This is a genomic window from Pseudomonas tumuqii (assembly GCF_013184545.1).
Classification (GTDB): domain Bacteria; phylum Pseudomonadota; class Gammaproteobacteria; order Pseudomonadales; family Pseudomonadaceae; genus Aquipseudomonas; species Aquipseudomonas tumuqii.
In genome coordinates this window covers 1-14,529 of sequence record NZ_JAAOJA010000005.1, presented here as the reverse complement: position 1 = coordinate 14,529, position 14,529 = coordinate 1, and the positions used below count along the sequence as shown (strand labels likewise).

Here is a 14,529-nt window from a genome sequence, read left to right as displayed (position 1 = left end):
TTATCCATCCACCAGGGTGGTCCCGGTGGATGAAAAGAGCGTCATCCACCCTACGTTTTGCTCGCTTCGAAACCTTCCAGCACGTTCACCGCGTTGACGCCGATGGCCTCCACCGCATAGCCGCCTTCCATGACGAACAGGGTCGGCAGGCCGAGGGCGGCGATGCGCTGGCCCATGCGCAGGTAATCCGGGCTGTCCAGCTTGAACTGGGAAATCGGGTCGTCCTTGAAGGTGTCCACGCCCAGCGACACCACGATCACCTCGGCGGCGTATTCGGCGATGCGCTGGCAGGCGTCGTCCAGCGCCGCGCTCCACACTGCCCACGGGCTGCCCATGGCCAGCGGGTAGTTATGGTTGCAGCCCTCGCCGGCCCCTGCGCCACGCTCATCGCTATAGCCGAGGAAGAACGGGAACTCCGCCGCCGGGTCGCCGTGGATCGAGGCGAACAGTACGTCGCCCCGCGCATAGAAGATGTCCTGGGTGCCGTTGCCGTGGTGGTAGTCGACGTCGAGGATCGCCACCCGCTGCTTGCCCTGGTCGAGAAAAGCCTGGGCGGCGATGGCGGCGTTGTTCAGGTAGCAGTAGCCGCCCATCAGCTCGCCGGCGGCGTGGTGACCGGGCGGGCGGCACAGGGCGAAGGCGCTGTGGGCACCAGCGGCGATCTCGGCCTGGGCGCTGAGGGCCACCTGGGCGGCGCTATAAGCCGCCTGCCAGGTACCGGCGGTGATCGGCGCGCCGCCGTCGAAACTGTAGTAGCCGAGCTGGCCGTGCAGATCCCGGGGGATCACCGCGCGCAGAGTGCGCGCCGGCCAGGTGAACGGCAGCAGGTCGCCGCTGCCGTTCTGTGCCTGCCAGCGAGCCCAGGCGCCCTGGAAGAAATCCAGGTAGGCCGCCGAGTGGATGCGTTCGATCGGCGCGCGGCCGAAGTCCCTGGGCGCACGCACCTCGCCGAGCTGGCGCTGTTTGACCCGTGCGAGGATATGGTCGGCGCGTTGCGGTTTCTCGAAGCAGGGCAGCAACTGGCCATCGATCAGCTCGCAGCGGCCGTGGTGCAGGTGATGGTCGTCGCTGTAGTAGGTCAGCATGTATGGGTGAACTCCCAGGTGTCTTGTTGTGGGAGTCATTGTTCGCCGCACCGGCCGGCGGGAGAACGCTGGCAACGGCCAATAGGGGATCGAAGTGGCCAAATTGCATGGTCGCGCGGTGCTGGAATGCAAGCACCCTGTAGGAGCCAGCTTGCTGGCGATCAATCAAGCAAAAGCCATCGCCAGCAAGCTGGCTCCTACCAAAGCGTTAGGCTGGGCATCAGGCGCGAAAGCGGCTCGGCGCCACCCCGCTCCAGCGCTGGAAGGCATGGCGGAAGCTGGCGCTTTCGCTGAAGCCGAGTTCCTCTGCGATGCGGCAGATCGGCCAGTCCTCCTGGCTGAGCAGGGTCTTGGCCCGTTCGAAGCGCAGCTCGTCGAGCAGTTCCTGGTAGTGCGTGCCCAGTTCCTGCAGGTGGCGGCGCAGGGAGCGTGGCGAGCAGTGCATCTGTTGCGCCAGCGCCTCCAGCCCCGGCGGCTCGGCCAGGTGGCTGGCCAGCTCCGCGCGCACGCGCTGCAGCCAGGCCTGGCGGGTGGTGAACTCGCTGTTCTGCTTGCGGCAGCGGGCGAGCATTTCCTGATGGGTGACCGGGTCGGCCAGCGGCAGGCGCCGCTGCAGCCACTCGGCGGGGAAGGCGAAGGCATTGCGCGCGGCGCCGAATTGCAGCGCACAGGCGAAGCTGGCCGCGTAGTGCTCGACGTAGGCCGGTTGGGCATGGCCGAACTGCGCGGCGGCCAATGGCAGTGGCTGGCCGAGCAAGTCGTCGCCGATCAGCCTGAGCGAGGCCAGGCACATCTCCACATTGAACCGCTCCAGCGCCGGTGCATCCCGGTACTCGGCGGCGCTGATCCAGGCCAGCTCGCCTTCGACGCTCAGGTCCAGCTTGAAGTAGGTGCCGAGCAGGGCCGGGTACTGCAGCAGCAGGCGCCAGGCGTCACCAAAGGTGGCACTCGACAGCGCGGCGTAACCGAGCAGGCCATAGGACGACACATGCAGGCGCCGGCCCAGTTCCAGGCCGAGGTCGGCACGCAGGGCCAGGGCGTTGGTGCATACCTGCAGTTCCTGGGTGCGGGTGATGCGGCTGTCGCCGCCCTGCAGGTCGGCCGGGGCGATGCCGCTGCCGGCGAGCAGCGCTTCGCTCAGCTCGGGCCGTTCGGTGAACAGCTCGAGAATCTGTGCAACCACATGCAGGGTGGTCAGGTGGGCATGCAACATCGACGGCGTCCGCGTGGTTCAGGTCGGTGGCACAACGCAAAAAGCATACCGTGGCAGGTTACTGCAGGCCGTATTTCTTCACCTTGTCGAACAGCGTGGTCTTGGCCATGCCCAGGGCCTGGCTGGCTTGGCTGAGATTGCCGGCGTGGCGCTCCAGGGCGTCGGCCAGCAGATTGCGTTCGAACGCCTCGACGGTTTCGGCAAAGCCGAGGCCGTTGCCCGCGCCGGGCGGTGCGCTCTGTTTGAATACCGGCAGGCCCAGGGCGAAGCGCTCGGCGACGTTGCGCAGCTCGCGCACGTTGCCCGGCCAGTCGTGGGCCAGCAGGCTGGTGAGGGTCTGCCGATCCAGCTCGGGCACGGCGCGGTCGAAGCGCAGCGCCGCCAGTTGCAAGAAGTGCTCGAACAGCAGGGCGATGTCCTCGCGCCGCTCGCGCAGCGGCGGTAGCACCAGGGTCACCACGTTGAGCCGGTAGTAGAGGTCGCTGCGGAACTGGCCGAGTCGGCCTTGCTCATCCAGATCCGACTTGGTCGCGGCGATCACCCGGCAGTCAACGGCCACGCTCTGGTTCGAGCCGAGGCGCTCCAGCTGGTGTTCCTGCAGCACGCGCAGCAGCTTGACCTGCAGGTTGAGCGGCATGCTCTCGACCTCGTCGAGGAACAGGGTGCCGCCGTTGGCGTGTTCGATCTTGCCGATCCGGCGTTTGCTGGCGCCGGTAAAGGCATGCGCTTCGTGGCCGAAGATCTCGCTCTCGAACAGGCTCTCCGGCAGGCCGCCGCAGTTGAGGGCGACGAACTGCTTGGGCTGACGGCGGCTGAAGTCATGCAGGCAGCGCGCGATCAGTTCCTTGCCGGTGCCGGTCTCGCCCTCGATCAGCACATTGGCCGAGGTGTCGGCGACGTTGGCGATCAGCTCGCGCAGCCGCTGGATCGCCGGCGAGTGGCCGATGATGCGTTGCTCCAGCGCCTGGCGCCCGGCCAGTTGGCGGCGCAGCGCCGAGACCTCGCGGGCCAGGCTGCGCTGCTCGAGGGCGCGGCGGGTGACGTCGAGCAGGCGCTCCGGCGAGAAGGGTTTCTCCATGAAGTCGTAGGCGCCGTCGCGCATGGCCCCGACCGCCATGCCGATGTCGCCGTGGCCGGTGATCAGCACCACCGGCAGGCTGCGGTCGCGCTGCTTGAGGCGGACCAGCAGTTCCAGGCCGTCGATCCCCGGCAGACGAATATCGCTGATGACGATGCCGGGGAAATTCTCGCCGATGCGTTGCAGGGCTTCCTCGGCGCTGCCCACGCCCACGCTGGCGATATCCTCCAGGGCCAGGGCCTGCTGGCAGCCAAGCAGCACATGGGGATCGTCCTCGACGATCAGGACGCTTAGTGGCTCATTCATGGGCACTGGTCTCGCGGTGGGGGGCGGGTTTGGGCAGGCTCAGCTCGAAGGCGGTGCCGCCGCTCTCCGGGTGCTGCACGGTCAGGCTACCGGAGGCGGCCGCGGCCAGGCTGGCGGACAGGGTCAGGCCGAGGCCCAGGCCTTTTTCGCCGGGCTTGGTGGTGAAGAAGGGTTCGAACAGGTGCACCCGCGCGTCCGGCGCGATGCCCGGACCGTTGTCGCGCACGGTGAGCAGGTAGCGCGCGCCCTCGTCGCGGCCGCTGAGCCAGAGCTGGCGATCCTCCTGCTCACCCATGGCGTCGAGGGCGTTGGCGATCAGGTTGACCAGAATCTGCTCCAGGCGGATCTGGTCGATGGCCAGGCGGGTGTCGGCCTGCTCGTGTAGATAGTCGCGGTGAATCTGCAGGGCCCGCTGGCCCTGGCGCGGCTGCAACAGCAGCAGGGCGGCGTCCACCGCCTGGTTCAGGCTGGCCTCGCCACCGGCGTCGGAACGGCGGGCGAAGGCACGCAGGCTGCCGGTGATCTTGCCCATGCGATCGACCAGCTCGTTGATGGTCTGCAGGTTGCTGCTGGCGACGTCGAGCGCGCCGCGCTGGAGGAAGCGCACGGTATTGCCGGACAAGGTGCGCAGGGCCGCCAGCGGTTGGTTGAGTTCGTGGGCGATGCTGGTCGACATCTGCCCGATCACCGCCAGCTTGCCGGCCTGGACCAGTTCGTCCTGGGCCTGGCGCAGGGTGGTTTCGGCCTGCTGGCGCTCGCGCACTTCCGCCTGCAGGCGCTGGTTGCTGGCCTGCAGGTCGGCGGTGCGTTCGGTGATCTTGCGCTCCAATTCGTTGTTGGCCTGTTCCAGCGCTTCACGGGCGGCCAGGCGGGTGGCGATCACCTTGCGCCGCTCGTTCCAGGCGATCAGCAGAAAGGCCAGCAGGGCCAAGGCAACGGCGGCGAGGATGGCGTGACTCATCGCGGCGCGGTGCTGGTCTTGCAGCGGGGTGAGCAGGGTCAGGTGCCAGGGCGTGTCGTCCAGCGGGCGGGTCTGCGCCAGGTAGTCGATCGCTTCGGGCGCCTGTCCGGCGGCCCGGGTGGCGGCAAAGCTGACCTGCTCGATGCCGTCGCCCAGGGCCCGGCGCGCCAAGGGCTGCAACTCCTCCAGCGCCCACCAGTGATACTGCAGGCTGCGCGCCAGGCGTTCGCGGGTGTTCGGCCCCAGCGGATGGACCGCCTTGAGGCGCCGCGCCGGGTCGCTGGAGAGGATGATGATGCCGTTCTCGTCGCTGACGTAGGCCTCCAGCCGCGCCCGCTGCCAGCGTTGCTCGAGGCTATCGAGGCGCACCTTAACCACCGCCACGCCGATGATCCGCCCGTTGCTTTTCAGGCCATGGGCCAGGTAGTAGCCGGGTTCGCCGGTGGTGCTGCCGATACCGTAGAAGCGCCCGGGCTTGCCTTGCACGGCATCCTGGAAATAGGCGCGGAACGACAGGTCTTCACCGAGAAAGCTGCTCGGCTCGCGCCAATTGCTGGTGGCCAGTACCCGCCCGGATGTGTCCAGCACGTAGGTGGCCAGGCTGCCGCTGCGTCCGTTGAGGCCCTCGAGGTAATCGTTGACCCGCTGCCGGCGGTAGGCGCTGGGCGTCTGCAGCAGGCGGCGGACGTCGTCATTCAGCTCCAGCAGGCTGGGCAGGTAGGTGTATTTGGTGATCTCGCTTTCCACCGCGCGGGCGTTGAGTTCGAGTTGCCGCTCGCCGTTCTCGGCCAGGGCGCGGATGCCGAATGCCTTGCTGAGGTGATAACCCGCATAGCCGCAGCCAAGCATCAGCACGAGCATCAGCACGGTCAGCAACAGGTGTCGAACGAGGCGTGGTTTCACGGTCAGGGCTGGCGGCACGGCGCGAAGGCGGGCGGGAGAGCATTGCATCACAGTCATCCAGAGCTGGCCAGTTGCGCAGGGCGAGCGGTTGCCGCGTAGGGTGCGCCGGGCGCACCAATGGCGCCGGGCGTTCGGTGCGCAGGGCCTAGGCGGCCCCGCGCACCCTACGGGTCAGTGCTGGAGGATCTTGGCGAGAAACTGCTGGGCGCGCTCCGAGCGGGCCGAGACGTCGCCGAAGAATTCCTCCTTGGGGCAGTCTTCGACGATCTGCCCGGCGTCCATGAAGATCACCCGGTCGGCGACCTTGCGCGCGAAGCCCATCTCGTGGGTCACGCACATCATGGTCATGCCCTCGTTGGCCAGTTGCACCATGACGTCGAGCACCTCGTTGACCATCTCCGGGTCGAGCGCCGAGGTCGGTTCGTCGAACAGCATCACCACCGGGTCCATGGCCAGGGCGCGGGCAATCGCCACCCGTTGCTGCTGGCCGCCGGAGAGCTGGCCGGGGTGCTTGTGCGCATGATCCTGCAGGCCCACCCGTTCGAGCAGCTTGAGGCCTTTCTCGGTCGCCTCGGCCTTGCTGCGGCCGAGCACCTTGATCTGCGCGATGGTCAGGTTCTCGGTGATCGACAGGTGCGGGAACAGCTCGAAATGCTGGAACACCATGCCGACCCGCGAACGCAGCTTGGGCAGGTTGGTCTTGCTGTCGGCGACCGAGGTGCCGTCGACCACGATGTCGCCCTGCTGGAAGGGCTCCAGCGCATTGACGCACTTGATCAGGGTCGACTTGCCGGAGCCCGACGGGCCACAGACCACCACCACTTCGCCCTTCTTCACCTCGGTGCTGCAATTGGTCAGCACCTGGAAGTCCGCGTACCACTTGTTGACGTTATCGATCGAAATCATACGGCTAACCTTCTTTGCAGATGCTTGACCAGCAGCGAGGCGGCGAAGCTGACAGTGAAATAGACCAGGCCGGCGAAGATCAGGAACTCATGCGACTGACCGATGATGTCGCCGCGCGAGCGCGAAGCGTTGAGGAAGTCCATCAGGCCGACGGTGTACACCAGCGAGGTGTCCTGGAACAGGATGATGCTTTGCTGCAGCAGCAACGGGGTCATCTTGCGGAACGCCTGCGGCAGGATGATCAGGCGCATGCTCTGCGGGTAGTTCATCCCCAGCGCTTGTGCGGCGCCCATCTGGCCCTTGGCGATGGCCTGGATGCCGGCGCGGACGATCTCGCAGAAATACGCCGCCTCGAACATGATGAACGCCACCAGGCAGGAGCTGAACGCGCCGATCGGCGTGTCCTCGCCGGTGATCCAGCGCAGGATGAACGGCACCGCGAAGTAGAACCAGGTGATCACCAGCAGCAGCGGGATGGAGCGGAAGTAGTTGACGTAGGTGGCGGCCGCGTTGGCCAGCCACTTGTTGTGCGACAGGCGCAGCATGGCCAGGGCGGTGCCCAGGATCACGCCGCCGAGCACGCCCATGACCATCAACTGCAGGGTCAGCAGCATGCCGTCCCAGAGGCCGGGCAGCGCCGGCAGGATTGCACTGAAATCCATCATTTGCCTCCCACGGCGATCAGCCCGGGCACCGCGACCCTGTGCTCGATCATGCGCATCAGCAGCATCAGGCCCATGTTCAGGGTGAAGTAGATCAGGGTGGCCAGGGTGAAGGCCTCGAACAGGTTGGCGCTGAACTCGGCGGTCTGCTTGGTCTGCGCCAGCAGCTCCATCAGGCCGATCAGCGAGGCCACCGAGGAGTTCTTGAAGATGTTGAGAAACTCCGAGGTCAATGGCGGAATGATGATCCGGTAGGCCTGCGGCAACAGCACGTTGCTGTAGATCTGCGGCAGCCTGAAGCCCATGGCGTAGGCCGCGGCGGTCTGCCCCTGGGGCAGCGCCTGGATGCCGGTGCGCACCTGCTCGCAGACCCGCGCGGCGGTGAACAGGCCGAGGCACACCACCACGCTCAGATAAGCCGAGGTGGCCGGATTGAGATCTTGCTTGAACCACATTTCCAGCGGCTCGGGCAGCAGGTCCGGGACCAGGAAGTACCAGAGAAACAGCTGCACCAGCAGCGGCACGTTGCGGAAGATTTCCACGTAGGTGGTGGCGATGCCGGCGATCCAGCGATTCGGCACCGTGCGCATCACGCCCAGCAACGAGCCGAGCAGCAGGGCGATGACCCAGCCCACCAGGGCGATGGCGATGGTCCAGCCCAGGCCGGTGACGAACCAGTCCAGGTAGATCTCGCTGCCGATGCCGGTGGACTTGAAGAAGATGCCCCAGTCCCAGTTGTAATTCATGTGGGTTAACCCTCGGGTTGAGTCAATGCGAAGCGCAGGAGGACAGGCGCCGAGTTACTCCGTCGCGGGTGGCGACGGCGGCCCTGTCCGGTCTGCTGCAAGCGGGAGGTCGGGCCGGGTGCCGCGCGTGCACCTGACCGGAATCGCTCCCTGATTCCCGGCGCCGCGGCCCTTGTGAGGACGCGGCGCAACCGACTCAGATCTGCTCGGCAGATTTGTCGGTAGGCGTGGCGATCAGCTTTTTCAGCTCATCGCTCATGGGGAAGTTGAGGTTGAGGTTCTTCGGCGGGATGGCCTGCATGAACCACTTGTCATAGATCGCGTTGACTTCGCCGGAGTTGAACGTGGCCGTGATGGCGCCATCCACCACCTGCTTAAAGGCCGGGTCGCCCTTGCGCATCATGCAGCCGTAAATCTCGAAGGATTGCGGCTCGCCGACCACGCTCCAGTCGTCCGGGTTCTTGGCCTTGGCCATTTCGCCGTAGAGCAGCGCGTCGTCCATCATGAACGCCAGGGCGCGACCGGATTCGAGCATCAGGAAGGACTCGCCGTGGTCCTTGGCCGAGATGATGTTCATGCCCATCTTCTGCTTGGCATTCATGATCTTCAGCAGCCGTTCGGAGGTGGTGCCGGCGGTGGTCACCACGTTCTTGCCCTTGAGGTCGGCGAAGTCGTTGACCCCGGCGGTCTTCTTCGCCAGCAGGCGGGTGCCGACCTCGAAGATGCCGACGGAGAAATCCACCTGACGCTGGCGCTCGATGTTGTTGGTGGTGGAACCGCACTCCAGGTCGACGGTGCCGTTCTGCACCAGCGGGATGCGCGTCTGCGAGGTGACCATGTTGTAGCGCACCTTCAGCTCCGGCAGGTTCAGCTGCTGCTTGATCGCCTCGACCACCTTCAACTGCAGGTCATGGGAATAGCCGACCGGCTGGCTGGGGTTGTCGCCGAAATAGGAGAACGGAATGGAGGCGTCGCGGTGGCCGAGGGTGATGCTGCCGGACTCCTTGATCTTCTTCAGGGTGCCGGTGAGTTCTGCGGCCAGGGCCGGGGCGCTGAGCAGAGTGGCGGCCAGGGCGATGGCGACTGCGCGGGAGAGAGTGCTGGTGGTCATGCTGATCCTCACTGTTGTTGTTATCAGGCTGGCCGGCCGGGGTGCGGTGCATGCCCGGCGGCAGGGAAGGCGCGCGGCATTCCTGTAGTGAGGTAGAGCAGGGAGCGTGCCAGGCTTTTTGCGAACGAGGTAATTTTGTAAGTTATTGAAAGTAAACGATAAAAGTATAGTGGTTGACGCTAGGGCGAAAGCGCGGCGTTCGCCGGGGCGAACACGGTAGGCTTGCGCATTCGGAAAACCGAACAGCGGTCGCCGTGTGGCAGGGTCATTGGAACGTTTCGGTGGGCAAGCAAAGCGTTGCCCACCCTACAGAAACGGGTTCGGCACCAGCCCGTAGGGTGCGCCGTGCGCACCAGCCAGCCGATTGCCAGTGGTGCGCATGGCTTAGGCGGCCCCGCGCACCCTCCACAGCCAACCAGGCGCCTTCCGCGCCGGGCCAGTTGCTGCAGCCGACCGGGCAGGCCCAACGCCGCGGCCTGCCCGTCGCCCTGCCGCTACTGGGTCAGGGCAAAGACCGCCTCCTGGGCGAAGATGGCGTGTCCGGCCGCGGTCGGGTGGATGCCGTCCCAGAACAGGAAGCCATCGACTCCCTGGCAGGCAAAGGGCGGCACCTCGGGGGTGACGCACGCGCTCTGCACTTCACTCAGACCGAAGGCCTGCGGATCGTCCACCAACTCGCCAACCTTCTGATAGATGTCGAGCCGGGCGATCTCGATCTCGGGCAGCCCTTCCAGGCTCGCCAGCAGTGTCTCGAGGCCCGCGTTGAACGACTGCGAGAAGAATTCGGCCGCCTGCGCGGCGCCTGGGTTGAACGTATCGAGGATGCGCACGGCGGGGGTCAGCCCGAGGTTTGGTCCGTTGGCGACCAGGAAGTGCCGGGCGCCGGCCGCGTACAGGGCATCGATATTGGCGCCGATGGCAGCCAATGCGTCGGCGATCACGGCCCCGCCGGCTGGGCCGGCTTCCAGGGCGTCGCGGATGTCGTTGCCGCCGATCTCCAGGACATAGAGGGCATCGGCCGGCGCCACACCGGCGAAGTCGCTGAGGAAGCTGCCGACCTGGATCGACAGGTCGAAACTGGCCCCATCCTGACGTGCCCTGGCGCCGCCTACCGCGTAATTGCTCGCGCCGAGGTTCGTGCCGGCGAAGGCCGGCCCCACGCTGGCGGCGAACCCCAGCGGCCTGGCGAACTGCTCGATCCAGGTGGCGCCATTGCTGAAGTGGTGGCCGCCGCGGGCGTAGGGCGCGTCCGGCACCAGGAACTGGCTCAGGTTGGCGTAGGGCGGTGTCGATTGGCGGTGGGCCAGGGCGAAGGCATTGCCGGGGTCGGACAGGCTGGTGCCGAACACCACGATGCGGCTGAAGGCCACTTGCGCCGTCGCCCAGTTGGGCGCCAACAGGGCCAGCGCCAGGAGACCGATCAGCGTCCATCTGTTGGCCGATATCGTTTTCATTGCAGATGCCCTCGATGAGGAAAGGTTGGTCCCCTGAGCAAGTCGACTACCGGGATAAACAGGTTCGAACAGCTATCAGATTAGTCGACGACTACCCCGCGCTGGCGCAGCCGGGGTTCCGTTCGTCGTTACCCGCGCCGGCCTGGTCGTGAACGACGGTGACGCTGGGAGGTCACTGGCGCGCGAGGGCGGGGGCGCAAACTTCCGCTGCCTCTATATAGAGAGAGCGCCTGGAACCTCCGCACCTGGCCCGGCGGACGGACGGTCATGCAAGGGGGGCGCTCTTTGTGTCGTTACGCTATACTGCGCCGCCTCCAAACCCGCCGGCTCGCGGGTTTGTCCCAAACATGACAAGCCACGCCCTCTGCGTGGCTTGTTGGTTTTTGACGCGCCCTGAGGCGCCAAATGAAAGAGGCACGACGATGAGCGCACTGGTTGGCGTGATCATGGGCTCCAAGTCCGATTGGTCCACCCTTAGCCACACCGCCGAGATGCTGGACAAGCTGGGCATTCCCTATGAGGTCAAGGTGGTCTCCGCCCACCGCACCCCGGACTTGCTGTTCCAGTACGCCGAACAGGCCGACAGCCGTGGCATCCAGGTGATCATCGCCGGTGCCGGTGGCGCGGCGCACCTGCCGGGCATGTGTGCGGCCAAGACCCACCTGCCGGTACTCGGTGTGCCGGTGCAGTCGGCGATGCTCTCGGGCGTCGATTCGCTGCTGTCGATCGTGCAGATGCCGGCCGGCATTCCGGTCGCCACCCTGGCCATCGGCAAGGCCGGCGCGATCAACGCGGCCTTGCTGGCGGCGAGCATCCTCGGTCACCAGCACCCGCAGTTCCACGTGGCGCTCAAGCAGTTCCGCCAGGAGCAGACCGACAGCGTGCTGGATAATCCGGATCCGCGTCAGGCTTGATTGCCGGCCAGGCATCGCGGGCACGCCCGCTCCCATGGGTTGTGTACCGCGCAGGCGCTTGCGGCATTTGAAGAGGTAGAAGCATGAAAATCGGTGTAATCGGTGGCGGCCAACTGGGTCGCATGCTGGCCCTGGCGGGCACCCCGCTGGGGATGAACTTCGCCTTCCTCGACCCGGCGCCGGATGCCTGCGCCCAGGCCCTCGGTGAGCATATCCGCGCCGACTACGGCGACCAGGATCACCTGCGCCAGCTGGCCGATGAGGTCGATCTGGTGACCTTCGAGTTCGAGAGCGTACCGGCCGAGACCGTGGCCTTCCTCTCCCAGTTCGTGCCGGTCTACCCCTGCGCCGAGTCCCTGCGCATCGCCCGCGACCGCTGGTTCGAGAAGTCGATGTTCAAGGACCTCGACATCCCCACGCCAGCGTTCGCCGATATCCACTCGCAGACCGACCTGGATGCCGCTGCCGCCGCTATCGGTCTGCCGGCGGTGCTCAAGACCCGCACCCTGGGCTACGACGGCAAGGGCCAGAAGGTCCTGCGCCAGCCACAAGACGTGAGCGATGCCTTCGCCGAACTGGGCAGCGTGCCGTGCATCCTCGAGGGCTTCGTGCCCTTCACCGGCGAAGTATCGTTGGTCGCCGTGCGCGGCCGCGATGGCGAGACGCGCTTCTACCCGCTGGTGCACAACCGCCACGACAGCGGCGTGCTGGCCCTGTCCATCGCCAGCAGCGACCACCCGCTGCAGGCCCTGGCCGAGGACTACGTCGGCCGCGTGCTGGAGAAGCTCAACTACGTCGGCGTCATGGCTTTCGAGTTCTTCGAGGTCGACGGCGGCCTCAAGGCCAACGAAATTGCCCCGCGCGTGCACAACTCCGGGCACTGGACCATCGAAGGTTGCGAGTGCAGCCAGTTCGAGAACCACCTGCGCGCCGTCGCCGGCCTGCCGCTGGGCTCGACCGCCAAGGTCGGCGAGAGCGCCATGCTCAACTTCATCGGCGCAGTGCCGCCGGTGGCCGAGGTCATCGCCATCGACGACTGCCACCTGCACCACTACGGCAAGGCCTTCAAGGTCGGGCGCAAGGTCGGCCACGCCACCCTGCGCTGCGCCGATCGCGCCACCCTGGACCGGCAGATCGCCGCCGTCGAGGCGCTGATCGACAAGGCCTGAGTGATGCCTGGCGCCGGCTGCAGGCGGCGCCAGCGACTTCTGATGGAACCTCCGCGGCTGCCATCTATCCGATAGCCTAATGCCACGGTTTTTCGGCCCTGGCGCACTCACCTATTCGGAGAACCTGTCATGGGCATTATCGGCACCATCTTTATCGGCCTGATCGTTGGCCTGATTGCACGCTTCCTCAAGCCGGGCGACGACAGCATGGGCTGGATCATGACCATCCTGATCGGCATCGGCGGCGCCATCGCCGCGACCTACGGCGGCCAGGCGCTGGGCATCTACCAGGCGGGTCAGGGCGCCGGTTTCATCGGCGCGGTGATCGGCGCGGTGGTCCTGCTGGTACTCTATGGCGCAATCAAGAAGGGTTGAGAGCTTGTGAAAAAACTCTCGCCTACTGCGACCGCCCCCTGGCGTCCGCTGCTGGCGTTGCGTTACGCGAAAAACAGGGTCATTTAGCTCACTAAACTCCCCTATTTTTCTCGTAACGCGCCTTGCCGCGAACACCAGGAGACGCTCTCGCTACGGCGCTCGATATTTTCACAACCTCTGAGCCCTTCGCGTCCCGATCATCTGCGAGTACCGCCATGCGTCACCTGCTGTTGTCCCTCCTGCTTCTGAGCAGCCTGGCCCGCGCCGAGTTGCCGGAAACTGACTGGCTCGAATTGATGCCGGAAGAAGACCGCCAGGCACTCGAAGCCATGCCGGAAATCAGCCACAACAGCCCCGAGCAGGACGGCGCCTTCTATGATCCCGGTGGCCTCCGGCAGCAGGACAAGAACCTGCCGGCGGTGATGTACTCGGCCAAGACCGTCGCCGCCCTCGACGGCAAACCCATCCGCCTGGGCGGCTATCCCGTCCCCCTGGAAACCGACGCCCAGGGCCGCAGCACCCTGTTCTTCCTGGTCCCCTATCCCGGCGCCTGCATCCACGTCCCGCCACCACCACCGAACCAGCTGGTGCTGGTGCGCTACCCGAAAGGCATCGAACTCGAAGACATCTACGCCCCGCTCTGGGTCAGCGGCACCTTGCAGGTGGAGCAGGTCAGCAACGAGCTGGCCGATGCGGCCTATGCGCTGGAGGCGGGGATGGTAAGGGTGGTGGAGGAAGAGGATCTTTGATTCGGCAGTCCTGGGGATAGAGGTGAAAAGATCGTCTCTGATTGCCCTGCGATGGATAGGCCGCGACTGTCCGTTTGTCGTCATTTACCAACGACCGCTCTGGATCGACTCCGACCCTCGTTGAGCGGGCGGAGTCGGCAGCAAAAGCTGCCTCCCCACCTTGAAACCCAGGCAGGCCCTGCGTAATGAATACGAAACCACGAGTTATAGAGTCGTACGCGTAGTTTCTTACCTCATCAGCTTCGGTCTTGACGAGAGATCGCGTGTGTTCTTATCTATAATTGATCATCAATAGGTAAGCCGCGCTAAACTCCAACGTCTATCAAGGATGAGCATGGTGAGTGAAGAGACTGAAAGAAATCTGCGTCGCCGGAGAGCGATGTCTATGGCGCTATGGACGCCCGTGATCTACTTCGCTGCAGGAATGGTTCCTCTCGCTTATGAGTTCTCTACAGTTATCCCAAAAGAACTAACGGAATCGCACGGCACTCTTTCTCTTAAGCGTGTTGGAAGGGAGGTATTAACCAGAGTATCTAACAGAGAGGGCGAGCAACTTTTCACGTGCGCATCCGGCTTTAGAGGATACTCCGAATGCTTACCTCACAAAAATATTCCAGACTTAATAAATAATGAAGCACGTGTTCTCTGGTATGAGCAAGCCATCTTGCCTGCAATGACAGTTAAAAAGCTGGTTGTGCTTTATGTTAATGGACGACTGATAATTAGTAGAGAGATGTCTGAAAAGCGGATGAACAGAAGTAGAAACACTGGTCTTTGGGGATCCTCTGAAGTAGCCATGCATTTCTGGCTGACTTCAGCTGCTGCTGATTTTAAAAGCGGCAAATCGACCAAAAACGCTCAGATCACCCGCTCATTTCTGTGTTTTTAGCCGCCGCG

The 14,529-nt window shown here is 65.0% G+C and carries 14 protein-coding genes; 5 read left to right on the top strand and 9 right to left on the bottom strand.

Annotated elements, in window-relative coordinates; all coding sequences use genetic code 11:
• Nucleotides 1-50: 50 nt before the first annotated feature.
• The 9 genes from G9C89_RS10950 to G9C89_RS10910 form a co-directional block, all read right to left on the bottom strand.
• Nucleotides 51-1,085 (bottom strand): histone deacetylase family protein, encoded by a 1,035-nt coding sequence (locus tag G9C89_RS10950; RefSeq protein ID WP_172147924.1) that lies wholly within the window; start codon nt 1,083-1,085, stop codon nt 51-53.
• A gap of 220 nt (nt 1,086-1,305) precedes the next feature.
• Complete coding sequence (locus tag G9C89_RS10945) at nt 1,306-2,298, bottom strand: AraC family transcriptional regulator (RefSeq protein WP_172147923.1); 993 nt, start codon at nt 2,296-2,298, stop codon at nt 1,306-1,308.
• Nucleotides 2,299-2,356: 58 nt separating this feature from the next.
• Nucleotides 2,357-3,682, bottom strand: coding sequence for a two-component response regulator AauR (locus G9C89_RS10940; protein WP_172147922.1), 1,326 nt, complete (start codon nt 3,680-3,682; stop codon nt 2,357-2,359).
• Nucleotides 3,675-5,594, bottom strand: a complete 1,920-nt coding sequence (locus G9C89_RS10935; RefSeq protein ID WP_172147921.1) for a sensor histidine kinase — start codon at nt 5,592-5,594, stop codon at nt 3,675-3,677. The genes G9C89_RS10940 and G9C89_RS10935 overlap by 8 nt, the downstream gene beginning before the upstream one ends.
• Nucleotides 5,595-5,717: 123 nt before the next feature.
• Nucleotides 5,718-6,452, bottom strand: coding sequence for an amino acid ABC transporter ATP-binding protein (locus G9C89_RS10930; RefSeq protein ID WP_172147920.1), 735 nt, complete (start codon nt 6,450-6,452; stop codon nt 5,718-5,720).
• Nucleotides 6,449-7,117, bottom strand: coding sequence for an amino acid ABC transporter permease (locus tag G9C89_RS10925; RefSeq protein ID WP_172147919.1), 669 nt, complete (start codon nt 7,115-7,117; stop codon nt 6,449-6,451). Before G9C89_RS10925 ends, G9C89_RS10930 begins: the two co-directional genes overlap by 4 nt.
• On the bottom strand, nt 7,114-7,860 hold the full coding sequence (locus G9C89_RS10920; RefSeq protein ID WP_172147918.1) for an amino acid ABC transporter permease: 747 nt from the start codon (nt 7,858-7,860) through the stop codon (nt 7,114-7,116). Before G9C89_RS10920 ends, G9C89_RS10925 begins: the two co-directional genes overlap by 4 nt.
• A 196-nt stretch (nt 7,861-8,056) precedes the next feature.
• Entirely contained in the window at nt 8,057-8,971 is a 915-nt protein-coding gene (locus G9C89_RS10915; RefSeq protein WP_172147917.1) for a glutamate/aspartate ABC transporter substrate-binding protein, read from the bottom strand.
• A 494-nt stretch (nt 8,972-9,465) separates the two neighbouring features.
• Entirely contained in the window at nt 9,466-10,425 is a 960-nt protein-coding gene (locus tag G9C89_RS10910; protein ID WP_172147916.1) for an SGNH/GDSL hydrolase family protein, read from the bottom strand.
• A gap of 422 nt (nt 10,426-10,847) precedes the next feature.
• On the opposite strand from G9C89_RS10910, the gene purE reads away from it, so the two are divergent.
• From purE to G9C89_RS10885, 5 genes are all read left to right on the top strand, one after another.
• Nucleotides 10,848-11,339 carry a 5-(carboxyamino)imidazole ribonucleotide mutase gene (gene purE / locus G9C89_RS10905; RefSeq protein ID WP_172147915.1) on the top strand — a complete coding sequence of 164 codons (492 nt, stop codon included), beginning with the start codon at nt 10,848-10,850 and terminating at the stop codon, nt 11,337-11,339.
• 83 nt (nt 11,340-11,422) lie between these two features.
• A complete protein-coding gene (locus tag G9C89_RS10900) occupies nt 11,423-12,508 on the top strand; it encodes a 5-(carboxyamino)imidazole ribonucleotide synthase (RefSeq protein WP_172147914.1) in 1,086 nt (361 codons plus the stop codon).
• Between the two features lie 129 nt (nt 12,509-12,637).
• Nucleotides 12,638-12,883: a GlsB/YeaQ/YmgE family stress response membrane protein gene (locus tag G9C89_RS10895; protein WP_172147913.1), complete on the top strand. Its 246-nt coding sequence runs from the start codon at nt 12,638-12,640 to the stop codon at nt 12,881-12,883.
• A 215-nt stretch (nt 12,884-13,098) separates the two neighbouring features.
• Complete coding sequence (locus G9C89_RS10890) at nt 13,099-13,632, top strand: DUF3299 domain-containing protein (RefSeq protein ID WP_172147912.1); 534 nt, start codon at nt 13,099-13,101, stop codon at nt 13,630-13,632.
• Between the two features lie 337 nt (nt 13,633-13,969).
• Nucleotides 13,970-14,521 (top strand): hypothetical protein, encoded by a 552-nt coding sequence (locus G9C89_RS10885; RefSeq protein WP_172147910.1) that lies wholly within the window; start codon nt 13,970-13,972, stop codon nt 14,519-14,521.
• The last annotated feature ends 8 nt before the right edge of the window (nt 14,522-14,529 follow it).

Excerpts from the sequence above, each read along its gene's own strand:
- G9C89_RS10925 (WP_172147919.1), bottom strand. The coding sequence starts at position 7,117 with ATGATGGATTTCAGTGCAATCCTGCCGGCGCTGCCCGGCCTCTGGGAC.
- G9C89_RS10890 (WP_172147912.1), top strand. The coding sequence starts at position 13,099 with ATGCGTCACCTGCTGTTGTCCCTCCTGCTTCTGAGCAGCCTGGCCCGC.
- G9C89_RS10940 (WP_172147922.1), bottom strand. The coding sequence starts at position 3,682 with ATGAATGAGCCACTAAGCGTCCTGATCGTCGAGGACGATCCCCATGTG.
- G9C89_RS10915 (WP_172147917.1), bottom strand. The coding sequence starts at position 8,971 with ATGACCACCAGCACTCTCTCCCGCGCAGTCGCCATCGCCCTGGCCGCC.
- G9C89_RS10900 (WP_172147914.1), top strand. The coding sequence starts at position 11,423 with ATGAAAATCGGTGTAATCGGTGGCGGCCAACTGGGTCGCATGCTGGCC.
- purE (WP_172147915.1), top strand. The coding sequence starts at position 10,848 with ATGAGCGCACTGGTTGGCGTGATCATGGGCTCCAAGTCCGATTGGTCC.
- G9C89_RS10895 (WP_172147913.1), top strand. The coding sequence starts at position 12,638 with ATGGGCATTATCGGCACCATCTTTATCGGCCTGATCGTTGGCCTGATT.
- G9C89_RS10910 (WP_172147916.1), bottom strand. The coding sequence starts at position 10,425 with ATGAAAACGATATCGGCCAACAGATGGACGCTGATCGGTCTCCTGGCG.
- G9C89_RS10950 (WP_172147924.1), bottom strand. The coding sequence starts at position 1,085 with ATGCTGACCTACTACAGCGACGACCATCACCTGCACCACGGCCGCTGC.
- G9C89_RS10920 (WP_172147918.1), bottom strand. The coding sequence starts at position 7,860 with ATGAATTACAACTGGGACTGGGGCATCTTCTTCAAGTCCACCGGCATC.
- G9C89_RS10930 (WP_172147920.1), bottom strand. The coding sequence starts at position 6,452 with ATGATTTCGATCGATAACGTCAACAAGTGGTACGCGGACTTCCAGGTG.
- G9C89_RS10945 (WP_172147923.1), bottom strand. The coding sequence starts at position 2,298 with ATGTTGCATGCCCACCTGACCACCCTGCATGTGGTTGCACAGATTCTC.
- G9C89_RS10935 (WP_172147921.1), bottom strand. The coding sequence starts at position 5,594 with ATGCAATGCTCTCCCGCCCGCCTTCGCGCCGTGCCGCCAGCCCTGACC.